This is a genomic window from Streptomyces sp. NPDC090499 (assembly GCF_044769305.1).
In the GTDB taxonomy this organism is placed as follows: Bacteria; Actinomycetota; Actinomycetes; order Streptomycetales; family Streptomycetaceae; genus Streptomyces.
Genome location: NZ_JBIVXP010000009.1, coordinates 297,138 through 314,663 on the forward strand (window position 1 = coordinate 297,138; position 17,526 = coordinate 314,663).

Consider the following 17,526-nt stretch of genomic DNA (forward strand, 5'->3'; position numbering starts at 1 on the left):
ACCCCCCCCCGACGACCCGACCTAGGAGTTGACATGCGAGACGCCGTCATCGTCGACGCCGTACGCACCCCGATCGGCAAGCGCAACGGCTCGCTGGCGTCGGTGCACGCGGCGGACCTGTCGGCCGAGGTGCTCAGGGCGCTGGTGCGGCGCACCGGCATCGACCCCGGCACCGTGGACGACGTGGTCTGGGGCTGTGTCACCCAGATCGGCGACCAGTCCAGCAACGTCGGCCGGTTCGCGGTGCTCGCCGCGGACTGGCCCGAGCACGTCCCGGCCGTCACGGTGAACCGGGCCTGCGGTTCCAGCCAGCAGGCCGTCGACCAGGCCGCGCACGCCGTCATGGCCGGCCAGTACGACCTGGTGGTCGCGGGCGGCGTCGAGACCATGAGCAGGGTGCCGCTGGGCTCGCACCGCACGACGGGGCAGCCGTACGGTCCCGCCGCCATCGCCCGCTACGGCGGTGCCGAGTTCAGCCAGGGCATCGGCGCCGAACTGATAGCCGAACGGTACGGGTTCAGCCGGGCCCGCCTCGACGAGTTCGCCTCCGAGTCGCACGCGAAGGCCGCCGCGGCGATCGACGCGGGCGTCTTCGACGACCACCTCGTGCCGATCGACGTCGAGGGCACCAAGTTCGCCACGGACGAGGGGCTGCGGCGGGGCACCTCGCCCGGGACACTGGCCCGGCTCAAGCCGTCGTTCCAGGAGGACGGCGTGATCCACGCCGGCAACTCCTCCCAGATCTCCGACGGGGCCGCCGCCCTCCTCGTCACCACCCCCGAGCGGGCCCGCGCCCTCGGCCTCACCCCGATCGCCCGCTACCACAGCGGAGCGGTCAGCGGCGCCGACCCGATCACCATGCTCCTCGGCCCGGTCCCCGCCACTGAGAAGGTGCTGCGCCGCTCCGGGCTCTCCCTCGGCGACATCGGCGCCTACGAGGTCAACGAGGCCTTCGCACCGGTGCCGTTGGCGTGGCTCGCCGAGACCGGCGCCGACCCGGAGCGGCTCAACCCGCTGGGCGGGGCGATCGCCGTCGGACACCCGCTCGGCGGCTCCGGCGCCATCCTGATGACCCGGCTGCTGGCCCGGATGCGCCGCGAGAACCTCCGCTACGGCCTCCAGACCATGTGCGAGGGCGGCGGCACGGCCAACGCGACCATCGTCGAGCTGCTGTGACGATCCGTCCGCTGCCCCAACCCACCCTCGCCAGCGCCGGGTTCTGGGCCTCCGGCGCCGACGGCGTGCTGCGGATCCCGCACTGCGCCGACTGCGACCGGTACTTCCATCCGCCGCTGCCGGTGTGCCCGTCGTGCCGCGGCCGTGCCGTGGCCCTCGCCCCGGTCTCCGGCAGGGCGGTCGTGGTCGGCTTCAGCGTCAACCACCAGACCTGGCTGCCCGACTTCCCGCCGCCGTACGTCGTCGCGGTGGTCGCCCTCGCCGAGGACGACCGGGCCCGCCTGACCACCAACATCGTGGGCTGCGCGCCGGACGAGGTGAAGGTCGGCCTGCGCGTCCGGGTCCGCTTCGAGCACCACGGCGACGTGCATCTCCCGCTGTTCGAGCCGGACCCGGAGGCCGAGGGCCCCGGCCCGCTGCCGCGACCGCGCGAGGTGCGCGCCCGTCCCATGGCCTCCCCGCGGAAGTACGAGGACAGGGTCGCCCTGACCGGTGTCGGCCAGTCACGCGTGGGCCGCCGCCTGATGGTCGACCCGCTCTCCCTGACCGTCGACGCCTGCCTGGCCGCGGTCGCGGACGCGGGCCTCGACCTCGACGAGATCGACGGGCTCTCCACCTACCCGGGGCCCAGCCCCGACGGCATGAGCGAAGGCGGCGTCACCGCCCTCACCGAAGCCCTCCAGCTGCGCCCCACCTGGGTCAACGGCGCCCGTGAAGTGCCCGGCCAGATCGGCTCGATCACCGCCGGCATGCTCGCGGTCGCGGCCGGCCTCTGCCGGCACGTGCTCTGCTTCCGCACGGTGTGGGAGTCCTCCCACGGCGCCCTGGTGCGCGCCGGGCGGTGGCAGTCCGGCGGCGGCCGGGCCACCGGCATGTTCGAGTTCCGGGCCCCCTTCGGAGCGATGTCGGCCGCCCAGTGGATCGGCTGCCACGCCTCGCACTACCTGCACCGGTACGGTGTCGGCCGCGAGGCCCTCGGCGCGATCGCGGTCACCGCGCGGACGAACGCCGGACGCAACCCGGAGGCCCTGCACCGCGACCCGATGACCCTCGACGACTACTTCGACGCCCGCATGATCACGACCCCGTTCGGGCTCTACGACTGCGACGTACCCTGCGACGGAGCGGTGGCCGTCGTCGTCTCCGCGATCGAGACCGCCCACGACCGGCCCCGGCCGCCGGTCCTGGTGGAGTCAGTCGGCACCGCGGTCCTGGAACGGCTCAGCTGGGACCAGGACACCCTCACCCACCTGCCGCAGTCCCGCGGCCCCGCCGCGCACCTGTGGACCCGCACCGACCTCACCCCGGCGGACGTCGACGTGGCCCTGCTCTACGACGGGTTCACCTTCAACGCCCTGTCCTGGCTGGAGGGCCTCGGCTTCTGCGGGCCGGGCGAGGCGACCGACTTCATCGGCGACGGCAAGACCATCGCCCTGGACGGACGGCTCCCGCTGAACCCGCACGGCGGGCAGCTCTCCGCCGGCCGCCTGCACGGCTACGGCTTCGTCCGCGAGGCCATGCTGCAACTGCGTGGGGACGCCCCGGGCCGCCAGGTCCAGGGCGCCCGTGTCGCGGTGGTCACGGCGGGCGGGGGAGTGCCGTCCGGAGCGATGCTGCTGCGGACGGCGGAGTAGGACCTCGCCGTCCGCAGCAGCACCCGCTCACGCCTCGTCGTCGTAGGTGACGACGACCTTCTCGGCAGCGCCCGGAGTCAGCGCCAGCTCGAAGGCCCGGTCCACCTCGGCGAACGGCACCCGGTGACTGATCAGCCGGGCGAACCGCTCCTGGTGCTCGGCGAGTTCCGCCGTCACCTCGAAGATCTCGGTCGGATACCCCTGCGAGGCGATGAGGGTCAGCTCGCTGCGCAGCATCCCGCCGAGGTCGATCGCCTCGGACGGCTTCTGCACGGCGACCATCACCAGCTTCGCGCCCCATCTGGCGGCGTCGACGGTGGTGTTGAGGACGGCGGCGACACCGGCGGCGTCGATGTAGACGTCGGTGCCGGCACGCGGCTGGCCCAGCGCGTTGGGCGCCTCGCCGTGCAGTGCGGTCAGCCGTGCGGTGACGTCCTCGGTGCCGGAGTCGATCACCGCGTCGGCGCCGACGGCCAGCGCGGTCTGCAGCCGCTCGGGGATGACGTCGGCGACGACCACGTGCCCGACCCCGCGCAGCTTCAGCCAGATGGTGACGCCCAGGCCGATGGGCCCGGCACCGAAGACCACGACCTTGTCGCCGGGCCGTGCTCCGGACCGGTTGACGCAGTGCCGGGCGACCGCCATCGGCTCGTTGAGCGCGGCGACGGCGAAGGGCACGGTGTCCGGGAAGACGGCGAGGGTACGGCCGAGCTCCGCCTCCTCCAGCAGCAGGTACTCGCTCATCCCGCCGTGTGCGCCGCCGCACCCGATGATCCCCGAGGGCACGCCCTGCGGGTTGACCACCACCCGGTCGCCGACCTTCAGCCCGGTGACCTCGGCGCCCAGCTGCACGATCTCGCCGGCCGGTTCGTGTCCGAGCAGCAGCGGCTCCACCGAGCCGTCGGCGTTGTACGGGGTGCCACCCGCCTGGACGAAGAACGTGTCGGTGCCGCAGATCCCGCAGGCGCGGATCCTGACCACCACGTCCCTGGGGCCGGGCACCGGACGCTCGGACTCCACGACCTCGACCGTGTTCTTCGCGCCGGTCCGGACGGATTTCATCGTGGCCATGTGGCTGTCTCCTTCCCCGGGACGCCGGTCACCAGGCGACGGGCAGCTCGTAGATGCCGTACGCCTGGGAGTCCTCCTTGAACTTCAGCTCCGAGACGTCGACCGCGAGCCGCAGGGCCGGGATGCGGCGGAACAGCGTGCTGAACACGACGTGCAGTTCGATGCGGGCCAGCTGCTGGCCGACGCACTGGTGCGGACCCCAGCCGAAGGCGTGGTGGTGCGCCGCGGTACGGGTCAGGTCGAGCCGGCCGGGCTCCGGGAACGCCTCGGGGTCCCAGTTGGCCGCCGGCAGCGAGGCGATGACACCCTCGCCGGCGCGGATGGTCTCCCCGTCGATCTCGATGTCGTCCAGCACCGCGCGCCGCGCCAGCAGGTGCGGGATGGTCAGGTAGCGCAGGAGTTCCTCGACGGCCTTCGTCACGTACTTCGGGTCGTCCTGGTTCTCCCGCAGTGCCGCGAGCTGGTCGGGGTGCTGCAGCAGCAGCGCGGTACCCAGGGTGATCATGTTGGCGCTGGTGTCGTGGCCGGCGACGAGCAGGATGTGCCCGAGCGGGGCGGCCTCCTCCATGGAGAGCACCCCCTCCTTGATCCGCGCGCCGAGGTCGGAGAGGACGTCCTCACCGGGGTCGTCCATCTTGGCCTCGATGAGCCCGGCGATGTACCGGCGCACCTCCACGATCGACCGGGCCGCCTCCTCGGGGGTCTTGAAGCGGGCGTTGGTGACCCCGGCGTGCTCCTGGAAGAAGTCGTGGTCCTCGTACGGGACGCCGAGGAGCGCGCAGATCATGAGCGACGGCAGCGGCAGGGACAGCGCCTCGTTGAGGTCGACGGGGTTGGGCCCGGCCAGCATCCTGTCGATGAGGTCGTCGGTGATCTGCTGGATCTCCGGGCGGAGCTTCTCCATCCGGTGCCGGGTGAACGAATTGGTCAGCATCCGGCGCCAGCGGGTGTGCTCGGCGCCGTCGGTGTTGTTGATCGACGGCTGGATCTCGGCTGCATGGGCCTTCATGGCCTCGGTGGTGTGCGGGTAGCCGGGGGCACCGATGTTCGCGCTGAGCCGCGGGTCGGTCATCAGCTCGCGCTGCGCGGCGTGCGAGGTGACGAGCCACGGCGTGGTGCCGTCCCAGGTCCGGACGCGTACGACGTCCTTGTCCGTCTCGTGCAGCGCCAGCAGGCCCGGAGGGGGCGCGAACGGGCACTGACCGGATCGGGGCGTCGGAAACTCCGGCAGCTCCGTGGCGGCATCGGTCCCGGCGATGCTCTCGGTCATGGTTCCCTCGCTCTCTCGGCATCACCATTGAGGGCACCTTACGTGGACCGGTCGGTACAATCAATATCGCGAACACGCTCATGTGGGATATCGACCGTCCGGTCTATTTGAAGCGAGCCTGGCCCGGTGGTCGGGTGTTCGGCCAGGTCAGCGGGGTTCCCGGGGCATCCCCAGGCCTCGCTCGGCGATCTGTGTCCGCAGCACCTCGTTCGCCCCGCCCGCGATCGTGTACGCCCGCGAGTACAGGTGGGCGTCCTGCCACCAGCCCGCCGCGAGCGCCGCCGGATCGTCCTCGGTGAGCAGGCCGTCGGTGCCCTGCAGGCGCAGGCCGAAGTCGGCCAGGTCGTGGTTGAGTTCGCTGAAGAAGACCTTGCCCAGCAGGGCGTCCGCGGGTCCCTCGGTGCCGTGCAGCATCCGCGACTGCGCGAGGGCGATCAGCGCGGCGTTCACCTGCACCCGGGCGGCGAGTCCGCCGATCTCCTGGCGGGTGGCGGCGTCGTCGAGCGCGGGCCGGCCGCCGGCCGGTACCTCCTCCGCGAGCCGTACCAGGTCCTCCAGTGCGGCGATCAGTTCGACGCCGCGTGCGGCCACCCCGGACCGCTCCCGGGCAAGGCTGCTCATCGCCACCCGCCAGCCGTCGTCCACCCGGCCGATGACGTTCGCCGCCGGGATCCGGACGCCGTCCAGGAAGACCTCGTTGAAGTCGGTGGTCCCGGTGAGCTCGCGCAGCGGCCGCACCTCGACCCCCGGGCTGCGCATGTCCAGCGCGAAGGCCGTGATGCCGTGGTGCTTCGGCGCGTCGGCGTCGGTGCGCGCCAGCAGGTAACCCATGTCCGCGTGCTGGCCGTTGGTCGTCCACACCTTCTGGCCGTCGACGACGAACACCGCGTCACCGCCCTCGTCCTCCCGCCGGGCCCGGGTGCGCAGGGACGCCAGGTCGCTGCCCGCCTCGGGCTCGCTGAACAGCTGGCACCAGACGTCGTCGCAGGAGCGGATGCGGGGCAGGAACCGCGCCCGCTGGGCGTCGGTGCCGAACTCGACGAGCGCCGCCGAGGCCAGTGGGGCGGCGCCGACCGGGGCCCAGGAGCGGGCGCGGGCGATCTCCTCGGCGACGACCGACGGTTCCAGCGGGTGCGCGTCGGGCCGCCCGCCGTACTCGGCGGGCCAGTCGATGCCGAGCAGCCCCGCCTCGTACAGTCGCGCGGTCCAGGCCCGGATCGCCGGCATCAGCTCCGGTTCGGGTGCGCGCACCCCGGCGTGCGCCTTGACGCCCGGCGCGTGCTCGGCCACGAAGGCGCGCACCTTGCCGCGGAAGGCCTCCAGTTCGGGTGTGGGTTCCAGTCGCATCGCCGCCGGCTCCTCGGTCCTCACGCAAGCGATCTCGAAATGAGGGTACTCTAAACATGCCTTGGGGCCGGTTGCCAAGGGCCGGTACTGAAATCAGTGGCCCGATCTCGGCGTCGGGCGGCCGGTCCGGGGGTTCCTGACCCGGTGCCGAATAGACTGGGGATCCGCAATGATTCCGCAGAGGAGTTGGCCCATGGCGACTGCCGTCGACCGCGAGCCCGCCGACGGCGAGACCGACGCCCCGGTCGGCAAGCTGGCCGCGCAGACCGCGCAGCGCATCGAGGCGACCGTGATCCGCCGGGGCTGGCCCGTCGGCGAGTCGCTGGGCTCCGAGGTGGACCTGCGCGAACAGCTCGGGGTGAGCCGGGCGGTGCTGCGCGAGGCGGTGCGCCTGGTCGAGCACCACCAGGTCGCCCGGATGCGGCGCGGCCCCGGCGGCGGCCTGCTCGTCTGCGCCCCCGACGCGGGCCCGGCGACCCGGGCCATGGTGATCTACCTCGAATACGTCGGCACCAGCGTCACCGACCTGCTCCAGGCCCGCCGACTGCTCGAACCGATCGCCGCGGGCCTCGCCGCCGACCGCATCACCGAGGAGGGCATCGCCACCCTCCGCGCCACCCTCGACTCCGAACGCGACCACTGGGACGACCCGTCCGTCCACTCCCAGGACCCCCTGCACCCGGTGCTCGGCCAGTTGTCAGGCAACCCGGTACTGCACCTGTTCATCGACGTCCTCACCCGCCTCACCGCCCGCTACGCCCACACCTCGCGCCGGATCTCCAAGGCGGAGATGCACGCGGCGAAGGAGACCTCGCACCGCGAGCACCGCGCCGTCGTCGACGCCGTCGTCGCCGACGACGGGGCCCGCGCGCAGACCGAGCTGACGGCGCACCTGGAGTCGGTGGCCGGCTGGATCGAGAAGCACCGGGTGCGCCGCGGCGGACGGATCTCGGGGAACGTGGTCGAGCCCGAACTGGTCGAGGGGCCGCGAGCCAAGCTCGCCGAGGTGGTGGCCTCCCGGATCCACGACGACATCGCCGCGCGCGGCTGGCAGATCGGCATGGTCCTCGGTTCGGAGCCGGACCTGCTGGCCCGCTACGAGATCAGCCGGGCCGTCCTGCGCGAGGCCGTACGGCTCCTGGAGTACCACTCGGTCGCCCGGATGCGGCGCGGCCCCGGCGGTGGCCTGGTCGTCACCGAACCCGAGCCGCAGGCCAGCATCGACACGATGGCCCTCTTCCTCGAATACCAGGGCGTCACCGCCGACGACCTGCGGATCGTCCGCAACGCCGTCGAACTCGGCATCGTCGCCCGGGTGACCGCCCGGCACGCCGGGGGTGACCCGGAGGTCGCCGAGCGGCTGGGCAAGGCCGTCCGCTGGACCGTCGAGGGTCCTGCCGCCGCGCCTCGCAAGGCCGACCTGTTCCACTCCGAACTGGCGGCCCTGGCCGACAATCCGGTGCTGTCGCTGTTCCTCGCCATCATCACCGAACTGTTCCGCCGGCACGCCTCCGGGCACGACCGGCCGCTGCCCGGTGACACGGCGGCCGACGAGGTCCAGCAGGTCCACCAGCGCATCCTCGACGCGATCGTGCAGGGCGACGCCGGCGTGGCCCGCCACCGGATGCGCCGCCACCTGGACGCGCTGATCCCCTGGTGGCACTGACTTAGTGACACTGATTACCTGTGCCCCGCACGGCTTCCAGCCATGCGGGGTTTTCTGCTGTGCCGACGATCGCTAATTACGTATACTCAATAGGGGAGTGGTCGGCATCTGCGACGGAATACCGTCGTCAGCAAGTCCCTGGGCCTGCAGAGGAGACCCGAGTGAACATCGACGGATCCACGGCACTGGTCACCGGCGGCGCCTCCGGTCTGGGCCTCGCCACCGCGCGCCGGGTCATCGACCGCGGCGGCCGGGTCGTCCTGGCCGACATCTCCGAGGAGCAGGGCGCCAAGGCGGTCGCCGAACTCGGCGAGGCCGCCCGCTTCGTCCGCGCCGACGTCACCGACGAAGCCGCGGTGAACGCCGCCCTCGACACCGCGGAGCGACTCGGCCCGCTGCGCTTCGCCGTGCACTGCGCCGGGCGCGGCGGCGACCGCACCCGGATCATCGACCGCGAGCGCGCCCCCGGCGAACTCGCCACCTTCGCCGAGGTGATACGGGTCAACCTGATCGGCACCTACAACGTGCTGCGCCTGGCCGCCGCCCGCCTCTCCGGCAACGAGGTGGTGGACGGCGACCGCGGGGCCGTCGTCCTGACCGCCTCGGTCGCCGCGTTCGACGGCCAGATCGGCCAGACCTCTTACACCGCCGCGAAGGCCGGCGTGCACGGCATGACCCTGGTCGCCGCCCGTGACCTGGCCAGTTGGCAGATCCGGGTGAACACCATCGCCCCCGGCATCATGGACACCCCCATGCTCGGCCGCCTCCGCGAGGACATCCGCGACGGCCTCGCCGCCTCCGTGCCCCACCCCAGACGCCTCGGCGACCCCGACGACTTCGCCCGCCTCGCCGTCGAGATGCTGGAGAACCCCTACCTCAACGGCCAGACCGTCCGCCTCGACGGCGCGATCCGCATGGCCCCGCGATGACCGAGGCGACGACCGGGGCGACGTTCGGGACGACGTCCGCGACCGAGACCGACGAGCAGTTCCGCACCCGCCTGCGCGCCTTCCTGACGGAACACCACCCAGGGCGCCGCCCCAAGGACCCCGCCGAACGCCTCGCGTGGCAGAAGCGGTGGCTGGCCACCCTGTACGACGGCGGCTACGCGGGCCCGGGCTGGCCGCGCGCGTACGGCGGCATGGACCTGCCCTTCGCCCGCCAGGTCGTCTACCAGGACGAGTACGCGCGCGCCCGGGTCCCCGGCCCGCTGGGCACCGGACTCGGCATCGCCGCCCCCACCCTCATCCGGTACGCCACGCCCGAGCAGAAGGACCGCTTCCTGCGCCCCATGCTGCGCGGCGACACGGTCTGGGCACAGGGGTACTCCGAACCCGAGGCGGGCTCGGACCTCCCCGCACTGCGCACCACGGCGCGCCGCGAGGGCGGCGGCCCCGACGACCCCCGGGCCGAGTACGTCGTCAACGGCCAGAAGGTGTGGAACAGTTCGGCCGACATCGCCGACATCCTCTTCACCCTCGTCCGCACCGGGCCCCCCGGCTCCCGCCAGGACGGCATCAGTTACCTCCTGATCGACGCCCACGCCCCCGGCGTGACCGTGCGCCCGCTGCGGGACCTCACCGGCGACGCGCACTTCTGCGAGATCTTCTTCGACGACGTCCGGGTCCCGGCCGCCGACCGGATCGGCGCGGAGAACGGCGGCTGGCCCCTGGTCCGCACCAGCCTCGGCCACGAACGCGCCGCCGGGGCGATGAACCAGGCGGCCCGGTACCGGCGGGTCCTCGACGAGCTGATCGAGCTGGCCCACGAACGCGGGGCGACCGCCGACCCGTCGGTGTGCGACCGGCTCGCCGACTTCGAGATCCGGGTGACGGTCATGCGGCTCACCGGGATGCGGACCATCGCCGACATCATGGCGAAGGGCGAGCCCGGCCCCGCCTCCTCGACCGCACGGCTGTTCATCGTCACCTTCGAGCAGGAACTGCACGAGTTCGCCCTGGAGTTGCTGGGACCGTACGGGATCCTGGGCCGCCGCGACCCGCACGCCGTCCAGCGCGGGCGCTGGATGTGGGGTTTCCTGCGCACCCGGGCCTCCACGATCGGCGCGGGCACCGCCGAGATCCAGCGCAACACCATCGCCGAACAGGTCCTGGGACTGCCCCGGGACCCGGCGATGCCGGCCACCGGGAGCACACGATGAGAGCCGCACGCTGTACCGACTACGGGCCCCCGGACGGCCTGGCCGTCGTCGAACTGGACGCCCCCCAGCCCGGCCCGGGGGAGGTCCTGGTCCGGGTGCACGCGGCCGCGGTCAACTACCCGGACGTGCTGCTGGTGGCGAACCGCTATCAGGTGCCCGCGCCGCTGCCGTTCACCCCGGGCAGCGAGTTCGCCGGTGTGGTCGCCGCGCTGGGGCCGGGCGTATCCGGCCCCGCGGTGGGTTCGCCCGTGGCCGGAGCGGTGCTCACCGGCGCCTTCGCCGAGCAGGTCGTGGTGCCGGTGACCGGCCTGCGCCCCGTCCCCGAGGGCCTCGACCTGGTCCACGCCGCCGCGTTCCACGTCACCTACGCGACCGCCTACCACGCCCTGACCACCGTCGGGCAGGGCACGGCGGGGGAGTGGGCGACCGTGCTCGGGGCCGCCGGCGGCGTCGGCTCCGCCACCGTCGACGTCGCCACCCGCCTCGGCATGCGCGTCGTGGCGGCGGCGTCCGGCCCCGAGCGACTCGCGGTCGCCCGGAAACTGGGCGCCGAGGGCGGCGTCGACTACGTCCGCGAGGACCTGAAGACGCGCCTCCGCGAACTGACCGGCGGCGAGGGCGCCCACCTGGTCGTCGACCCCGTGGGCGGCGACCACGCGGAGGCCGCCCTGCGCGCGCTGCGCCGGGGCGGCCGGTTCGTCACCGTGGGCTACGCCGACGGCAGGATCCCGCGGATCCCGCTCAACCTCGTGCTGCTCAAGGACGCGGTCGTCCGGGGCTTCGAGATCCGCATGCTGCGCCGGTACGCCCCGGACGCGGTGGCCGCGGGCGACCGGGCGCTGGCCCGGATGGTCCGGGACGGGATGCGCCCGCTCGTCTCCCGCGTCCACCCCCTCGCCGACGTGGCGTCCGCACTGACCGATGTGGCCGGGCGGCGCACCACCGGCAAGGTGGTCATCGACATGACGGCATGACCCGTCAGAACGCGGGCAGTTGCGGCCGCCGTTTGACGTAGCCGCCGGCGTCGACGCGCATCTGCATGCCGGTGACGTACTGCGACTCGTCCGACACCAGGAACAGCACCATGTCGGCGATGTTCTCCGGCTCGACGAAGGGGACCCCGAACCCGGTCGTCGCGGGGAAGCCGGGCAGCGCGTCCTCGCGGGTCGGGCTCTCCAGGTCGGGCCGGAACGACCGGTACATGACGTCGCTGTTCAGCATGTCGGTGTTGACGTTCGTCGGGTGCACCGCGTTGACCCGGATCCGGCGGGACAGCAGGACCGTCGCCAGGTCGTGCACGAACGCGGCCACCTGCCGCTTGGCGAAGGAGTAGCCCAGCCCGCCGGGCCCGTTGGCCGGGTTGTCCACGGTCGCCGGTATCAGCCCCGCGATGGACCCGGTCGCGACGATCGAGGCGCCGTCGGGCAGATGGGGCAGCGCCGCGTCGACGGCGTGCACGACCCCGTTGAAGTCGACGGTGACGGCGTCCAGGAAGGCCTGCACGGTCTGCTCGGGCCCCAGCGGGCAGATCCCGGCCTGGGCGACCACGGCGTCGAGCCGCCCCAGCTCGGTCACCCCCTCGGCGACCGCCGCCTTCAGCGCGGCCGGATCCCGCACGTCGGCCCGGCGGGCCACGATGCGCCGGCCGAGCTTCTCGACCTGCCGGACCGTCTCCTCCAGGTCGGCCTCGGTGGCCAGCGGGTAGCCGTTGGTGGCGATGTCCGCGCACAGGTCCACGGCGATGATGTCGGCGCCCTCCGCGGCGAGCCGGACCGCCTGGGCCCGGCCCTGGCCGCGCGCGGCTCCGGTGATGAAGACGGCCTTGTCCTGCACTCGCCCCATGGGGTCTCCTTCCGTAGATGAAAAGAGTAGCCTGAATAGTGGTGGCGGGAGCTGATCGATACCGGATGATCGCCGATGTGAGCGGTAGTTGGTCGATCTCTCTCACCCAGTGAGACAGGTTCAGTGCACACAATGTGCCCGGTGCTAGAGAGTCCCCGAGACCGAGGGAGCACACGATGCCGTTGCAGCCATGGATGAAGTTGCTGTCGACCGACGACCACCTGATCGAGCCCCCACACCTGTGGTCCGACCGGCTGCCGGCGAGGTACCGGGAGGCCGGGCCGCGCATCGTGGAGCAGCCGCGTGGCGAGGGACAGGCCCCCGCCGAGGTCTGGGTCTACGAGGACCGGGTCTACCCCTACATCGGCCTCAACGCCGTCGCAGGCAAGCGGCCCGAGGAGTTCGGCCTCGAACCCACCCGCTACGACGAGATGATCCCGGGCTGCTACGACCCGAAGGCCCGGATCCGAGACATGGACCTGGACGGCGTCTGGGGCGCCCTGTGCTTCCCGTCGTTCCCCGGCTTCTCCGGCCATGTCTTCCTGGAGGGCCGGGACCGCGAGCTGGCCCTGCTGTGCGTGCGGGCCTGGAACGACTTCGTCCTCGACGAGTGGTGTGCCACCGCCCCCGGCCGACTCATCCCACTGGTCATCATGCCGATGTGGGACGTCGACGCCTGCGTCGCCGAGATCCACCGCACCGCGGCCAAGGGGGCGAGGGCGATCTCCTTCCCCGAGAACCCCGCTCCCCGCGGGCTGCCCTCCTTCCACACCGACTACTGGGACCCCATGTTCTCCGCGGCGGAGGAGGCCGACCTGCCCGTCTGCCTGCACTTCGGCACCTCGGGCAAGCCTCCGAAGACCGCCGAGGAGGCCCCCTTCGCGGTCACCATCACCCTGTTCGGCTGCAACGCCATGTTCGCCACCGCCGACCTGCTCTTCTCCCCGGTGCTGCACAAGCACCCCAGGCTCAGGATCGGCCTCTCCGAGGGCGGCATCGGCTGGATCCCCTACCTCCTGGAACGCGCCGACGGCACCTGGGAGCGGCACCGCTTCTACCAGAACGTCGACCAGAGCGTGCGGCCCTCGGAGCTGTTCCGCAAACACTTCCACGGCTGCTTCATCGACGACCGGTTCGGCGTGGAGGTACGGCACCACGTCGGCGTCGAAAGGATCACCTGGGAGTGCGACTACCCGCACTCCGACTCCTACTGGCCCAAGTCCCGCGCCTACGCGGCCGAGGTCCTGGCCGACGTACCCGACGACGAAGTGCACCAGATCGTGGAGCTGAACACCCGCCGCCTCTACAACCTCCCCGCATGAGCCGGCGACCCGAGTCCGAGCGGTCCGACTGGACCGACCTGGACCTGCTCACCCGCGAGGAGGCCCACGGCCGGCTCCTCGCCGAGATCGCCGAGACGGACGCACGCCTCGCCGAACCGGGCACGTCCGACGGGGCCGAGCGCGAACTCCTGCAGTCCCGGCTGCGTGCCCTGCGCGAGGCCGCCGAGGACCTGCTCGACCGGCCGAAGGGGAAGTGAGGCGGCCATGGGGCGCATGGAGGGCAAGGTCGCGCTCATCACCGGAGGGGCGCGCGGGCAGGGCCGTTCGCACGCAGTGCGGCTGGCCGAGGAGGGCGCGGACATCGTCGTCACCGATGTCTGCCACGACATCAGTGCGGAACTGCCGTACCCGCTGGCGACCAAGGACGAGCTGGAGGAGACCGCCAAGCTGGTCAGGGAGACCGGGCGGCGGTGCGTCGCGGTCGAGGCCGACGTCCGCTCGGTCGACGAGATGCGGGCCGCGGTCGACGCGACGCGCAAGGAGTTCGGGCGGCTCGACACCGTCGTCGCCAACGCCGGAGTGATGAGCATCGGGGCCGCCTGGGAGCTGTCCGAGGAGGCGTGGGACGTCACCGTGGACGTCAACCTCAAGGGCCCCTGGAACACGGTGCGGGCCGCGGTCCCCTGGATGATCGAGCAGGGGGAGGGCGGCTCGGTCGTCCTCACCAGCTCCGCCGCCGGCATCCGCGGCCATGTGCCGTACGCCCACTACGTGGCCGCCAAGCACGGCGTGGTGGGCCTGATGAAGGCGCTGTCCAACGAACTCGCCCCGCACCGCATCCGGGTGAACACCGTCCACCCCACCGGGGTCAGCGACACGGGCATCACCGTGGGCGTGCCGGTGGAGGAACTCGCCGCGCGCGAGCCGTTGTTCGCACTCGCCGCGATGAACCCCCTGGCCCCGTACGTCGAGCCCCGGGACGTGTCGAACGCCGTCCTCTTCCTCGCCTCGGACGAGGCGCGGTACGTCACCGGGCTGCAGTTCACCGTCGACGCGGGTTCGACCAACAAGCCGTAGAACGGAGTGGGTTGAATGAAGATCACCATCGACACGACGGCGTGCTCCGGGCACGCGCGGTGCGCGGCGGCGTCCCCGCAGCTCTTCCGCCTCGACGACGACGGCTATGCGCTGCCGTTCGACGGAGAGGTCCCGGCGGACCTCGAACAGGCCGCCAGGGACGGTGCGGCGGCCTGCCCGGAGCGGGCCGTCACCGTCCACTGACAGCGACGTCCGGTCCCTTCGGAGAGACGTCCGCCGACAACGGCCGAGCCCCACGGTCCGAGGACCGTGGGGCTCCCCCCGTACCCGCCGCCTCAGCCGGCCGCCTCAGCCGGCCGCCTCAGCCGGCCGGCTGAGGCGGCGGGGTGAAGTGGTGGCCCCAGAACGCGCCGTCCGTGATCTCGTACACGGGGACCGGCTCGGGCACCTTGAGGCCGTTCCAGCCGAACTCGACGGCGTAGTTCTCCGGCGACCAGACGTAGAACGACACCATGTGGTCGTTGGTGTGCTTGCCCAGCGAGTGCATCATCGGCACCTCGTACCTGCCGGCCCGGTCCAGGGCCCGCCCCACGTCGTCCAGGGTCGCCGCCTCGACCATGAAGTGCAGCAGCCGCCCCGGACCCGGCATCGGTGTGACGCCCAGCGTGTGGTGGCGCGGGTTGCAGCCCATGAACCAGGTCGTGCCGCCCGGCGAGCGCATCGTGTTCCGCTCGATGAACCCGAGCACGTTGACGTAGAAGTCGAACGTGCCGCGCGCGTCCTCGGCGGAGACGATGGCGTGCCCGAAGCCCATGTCGTCCGTGACGAACTTCGACACCAGCGGGGTCTGCACGGGCAGGTGGTCGAGGGTCCGGCCGTAGAACAGCTCGACCGGGTTGCCGCCCGGGTCGCTGAACCTGACGAAGCCGGTCACCTTCCGCTCCGCCGCCTCGGCCTCGGTGCCGGCGGTCACCTTGATCCCGGCCTTCTCGACGTCCGCGGCCAGCCGCGCCAGCTCCCGCTCGTCGAGGACCTCGAAGCCCAGCGCCGTCATCGCGGGCTGGGCACCCGGCGCGACCACGATCCGGGACGGATGGTCGTCCATCCGGAAGGCGAGCGACCCGGAGTCGCCCTCGACGGGCATCAGGCCGAGGAAGTCGGCCCCGAACGCCTTCCACCGGTCGAGGTCGTTGGACTCCAGACGCAGGTACCCGAGTGAGCGCACACCCATCAGGCCCTCCCCTCACATTGGTCAGGTCCCAGGCGGCCCGTCGGACCCCCGGTATCGGTACGTCCGCGACCGTAGAAGGCCGGGCCGCACCGCCGCCGGGACCGTCCCACTGATCGGGAGCCGTACGGCGACGGCCGCCGTACGGGTGCCACGGTGACCGTCATGACACTGAGCACACCCAGCACACTCGACTACGCGGACACCCTGCGCGAACTGCCCACCGACGACGGTGTCCTGCGCTACCACGAGGCCGGCGAAGGTCCGCCCCTGCTGATGCTGCACGGCTCGGGTCCCGGGGTGACCGGCTGGCGCAACTACCGGGGCAACCTGCCCGTGATCGCCCGGCACTTCCGCTGCCTGGCGCTGGAGTTCCCCGGCTTCGGGGTGAGCGACCCGACCGCCGAGAACCCGATGGCCGCCGCCCCCAAGGCCGTCCTGCGCTTCCTGGAAGGGCTCGGCCTCGACCGCGTCGACGTCATCGGGAACTCGATGGGCGGGTTCGTGGCCGTGGGGCTCGCGGTGGCCCACAAGGACCTGTTCCGCAGGGTCGTGACCATCGGCGGGGTCGGCCGCAACCTCCTCTCCCCGGGCCCCAGCGAAGGGCTCAACCTCCTGGTGGAGTTCGCCGAGAACCCCACCCGCGACAACCTCGTCCAGTGGCTGCGCTCGATGGTCCACGACCCCGCACTGCTCACCGAGGAACTGATCGAGGAACGCTGGGCGACCGCCACCGAACCGGCGACCCTGGAGGCGTCCCGCCGGATCTACGGCCGCCAGGCGATGGCCGCGATGCAGGCCGCGCAGTCCCGGTCGGACCAGCCGATCTGGGCCATGCTCCACAAGGTCGCCGCGCCCACGCTGCTGACCTGGGGCCGCGACGACCGGGTCACCCCGCTGGAGAGCGCGCTGCTGCCGATGCGGACCATCCCCAAGGCCGAGCTGCACGTGCTGCCCGACTGCGGGCACTGGGCGATGATCGAGCAGAAGGCGGCCTGGGAGAGCGCGGTGCTGGCCTTCCTGACCCGCCCGGAGGCCGGCTGAGTGCCCAGCGCGAGGGCGTCCGGCGAACCGGCGATGTGCGACCCGGCGATCGATGACCTGGCGATGGGCGACCTCGCGATGGCTGACCCCGCGATCGACGACCGGGTGAGCCGGGCCAGGCCCCGCCGACCCGCCGCGCCGATGTCGAGCCGGCAGACGGACCGCCGCATCCGCATCCTGCGCGCCGCCTCCGACCTCGGCACGCGCGAGGGGCTGGCCGCCGTGCAGATGCACGACGTGGCCAGGGAGGCCGGGGTCGCGATCGCCACCCTGTACCGGTACTTCCCGTCCAAGCCGTATCTGTTCCTGTCGGTTCTCGAGTGGCACATCGAGCAGTTCCTGGGCAGCCGCGACGGCGGCCCGGTCCGCGACGGCGGTCCAGCCCGAGACGGCGGTCCGGTCCCCTACCGGGCGGCGGATCCCGTGACCGAGGTCGCCGACACGCTCGTCGCGCTGAGCGGCAAGCTGCTGGACAGCCGGCTGCTCGCCTCGGCGGTGGCGCTGTCGTCGTTCAGCGAGTACGCGAGCGCCGCCCGCAGCCGCATCGACATCGTGGAGAGCGCACTGGGACAACGGCTGCTGCGGCTGCTCGGGGACCGGGCGGACGCGCGGACCGGGCACAGCCGGGTGCGGCTGCTCGTCTACGACTGGTGGGGGGTGTTCGTGGCCATGCTGACCCAGGAGATCTCCACCGCGCAGGGCGAGGCGGACCTGCGGCTGGCCGCGCGGCTGATCGCCGGGTCCTGAACCACGCGAAGGTGCCCGG

Annotated in this window: 17 protein-coding genes; 12 read left to right on the forward strand and 5 right to left on the reverse strand. The window is 72.4% G+C overall.

Going from position 1 to position 17,526, the window contains the following annotated elements:
• The first annotated feature begins 33 nt into the window (after positions 1-33).
• Positions 34-1,176: a thiolase family protein gene (locus ACIQVL_RS30980; RefSeq protein WP_403438823.1), complete on the forward strand. Its 1,143-nt coding sequence runs from the start codon at positions 34-36 to the stop codon at positions 1,174-1,176.
• Entirely contained in the window at positions 1,173-2,810 is a 1,638-nt protein-coding gene (locus ACIQVL_RS30985; protein ID WP_403476975.1) for a thiolase C-terminal domain-containing protein, read from the forward strand. The genes ACIQVL_RS30980 and ACIQVL_RS30985 overlap by 4 nt, the downstream gene beginning before the upstream one ends.
• A gap of 27 nt (positions 2,811-2,837) precedes the next feature.
• On the opposite strand, the gene ACIQVL_RS30990 is transcribed toward ACIQVL_RS30985, so the two are convergent.
• The 3 genes from ACIQVL_RS30990 to ACIQVL_RS31000 form a co-directional block, all read right to left on the reverse strand.
• Entirely contained in the window at positions 2,838-3,881 is a 1,044-nt protein-coding gene (locus ACIQVL_RS30990) for a zinc-binding dehydrogenase (RefSeq protein ID WP_403476976.1), read from the reverse strand.
• 28 nt (positions 3,882-3,909) lie between these two features.
• Complete coding sequence (locus tag ACIQVL_RS30995) at positions 3,910-5,151, reverse strand: cytochrome P450 (protein WP_403476977.1); 1,242 nt, start codon at positions 5,149-5,151, stop codon at positions 3,910-3,912.
• A 147-nt stretch (positions 5,152-5,298) separates the two neighbouring features.
• A complete protein-coding gene (locus ACIQVL_RS31000) occupies positions 5,299-6,498 on the reverse strand; it encodes an acyl-CoA dehydrogenase family protein (RefSeq protein ID WP_403476978.1) in 1,200 nt (399 codons plus the stop codon).
• 193 nt (positions 6,499-6,691) lie between these two features.
• On the opposite strand from ACIQVL_RS31000, the gene ACIQVL_RS31005 reads away from it, so the two are divergent.
• The 4 genes from ACIQVL_RS31005 to ACIQVL_RS31020 all read left to right on the forward strand — a co-directional run bounded on the left by ACIQVL_RS31005 (position 6,692) and on the right by ACIQVL_RS31020 (position 11,299).
• The gene (locus ACIQVL_RS31005; protein WP_403438814.1) at positions 6,692-8,164 is read left to right on the forward strand and encodes a FadR/GntR family transcriptional regulator; all 1,473 of its coding nucleotides are present in this window, start codon (positions 6,692-6,694) and stop codon (positions 8,162-8,164) included.
• Positions 8,165-8,325: 161 nt separating this feature from the next.
• Positions 8,326-9,093: an SDR family NAD(P)-dependent oxidoreductase gene (locus tag ACIQVL_RS31010; protein WP_403438812.1), complete on the forward strand. Its 768-nt coding sequence runs from the start codon at positions 8,326-8,328 to the stop codon at positions 9,091-9,093.
• Positions 9,090-10,325, forward strand: coding sequence for an acyl-CoA dehydrogenase family protein (locus ACIQVL_RS31015; protein WP_403476979.1), 1,236 nt, complete (start codon positions 9,090-9,092; stop codon positions 10,323-10,325). The genes ACIQVL_RS31010 and ACIQVL_RS31015 overlap by 4 nt, the downstream gene beginning before the upstream one ends.
• On the forward strand, positions 10,322-11,299 hold the full coding sequence (locus tag ACIQVL_RS31020) for an NADPH:quinone oxidoreductase family protein (RefSeq protein WP_403438809.1): 978 nt from the start codon (positions 10,322-10,324) through the stop codon (positions 11,297-11,299). The genes ACIQVL_RS31015 and ACIQVL_RS31020 overlap by 4 nt, the downstream gene beginning before the upstream one ends.
• Positions 11,300-11,303: 4 nt before the next feature.
• Here the strand turns inward: ACIQVL_RS31020 and ACIQVL_RS31025 are convergent, their stop codons facing one another.
• A complete protein-coding gene (locus ACIQVL_RS31025) occupies positions 11,304-12,167 on the reverse strand; it encodes a mycofactocin-coupled SDR family oxidoreductase (RefSeq protein ID WP_403438807.1) in 864 nt (287 codons plus the stop codon).
• Between the two features lie 176 nt (positions 12,168-12,343).
• On the opposite strand from ACIQVL_RS31025, the gene ACIQVL_RS31030 reads away from it, so the two are divergent.
• The 4 genes from ACIQVL_RS31030 to ACIQVL_RS31045 are packed head-to-tail and all read left to right on the forward strand — an operon-like array spanning position 12,344 to position 14,731.
• Positions 12,344-13,489, forward strand: a complete 1,146-nt coding sequence (locus ACIQVL_RS31030; protein ID WP_403476980.1) for an amidohydrolase family protein — start codon at positions 12,344-12,346, stop codon at positions 13,487-13,489.
• Positions 13,486-13,707 carry a hypothetical protein gene (locus ACIQVL_RS31035; protein WP_403438804.1) on the forward strand — a complete coding sequence of 74 codons (222 nt, stop codon included), beginning with the start codon at positions 13,486-13,488 and terminating at the stop codon, positions 13,705-13,707. The genes ACIQVL_RS31030 and ACIQVL_RS31035 overlap by 4 nt, the downstream gene beginning before the upstream one ends.
• Positions 13,708-13,714: 7 nt before the next feature.
• A complete protein-coding gene (locus ACIQVL_RS31040) occupies positions 13,715-14,527 on the forward strand; it encodes a mycofactocin-coupled SDR family oxidoreductase (RefSeq protein ID WP_403438802.1) in 813 nt (270 codons plus the stop codon).
• Positions 14,528-14,542: 15 nt separating this feature from the next.
• On the forward strand, positions 14,543-14,731 hold the full coding sequence (locus ACIQVL_RS31045) for a ferredoxin (RefSeq protein WP_403438800.1): 189 nt from the start codon (positions 14,543-14,545) through the stop codon (positions 14,729-14,731).
• Positions 14,732-14,849: 118 nt separating this feature from the next.
• Here ACIQVL_RS31045 and ACIQVL_RS31050 read toward each other — a convergent pair whose 3' ends face one another.
• Positions 14,850-15,719 carry a VOC family protein gene (locus ACIQVL_RS31050; protein ID WP_403476981.1) on the reverse strand — a complete coding sequence of 290 codons (870 nt, stop codon included), beginning with the start codon at positions 15,717-15,719 and terminating at the stop codon, positions 14,850-14,852.
• Positions 15,720-15,881: 162 nt separating this feature from the next.
• On the opposite strand from ACIQVL_RS31050, the gene ACIQVL_RS31055 reads away from it, so the two are divergent.
• Positions 15,882-16,760, forward strand: coding sequence for an alpha/beta fold hydrolase (locus ACIQVL_RS31055; RefSeq protein ID WP_403476982.1), 879 nt, complete (start codon positions 15,882-15,884; stop codon positions 16,758-16,760).
• Entirely contained in the window at positions 16,761-17,507 is a 747-nt protein-coding gene (locus tag ACIQVL_RS31060) for a TetR/AcrR family transcriptional regulator (protein ID WP_403438794.1), read from the forward strand. It abuts the gene before it with no gap.
• Positions 17,508-17,526 lie beyond the last annotated feature (19 nt).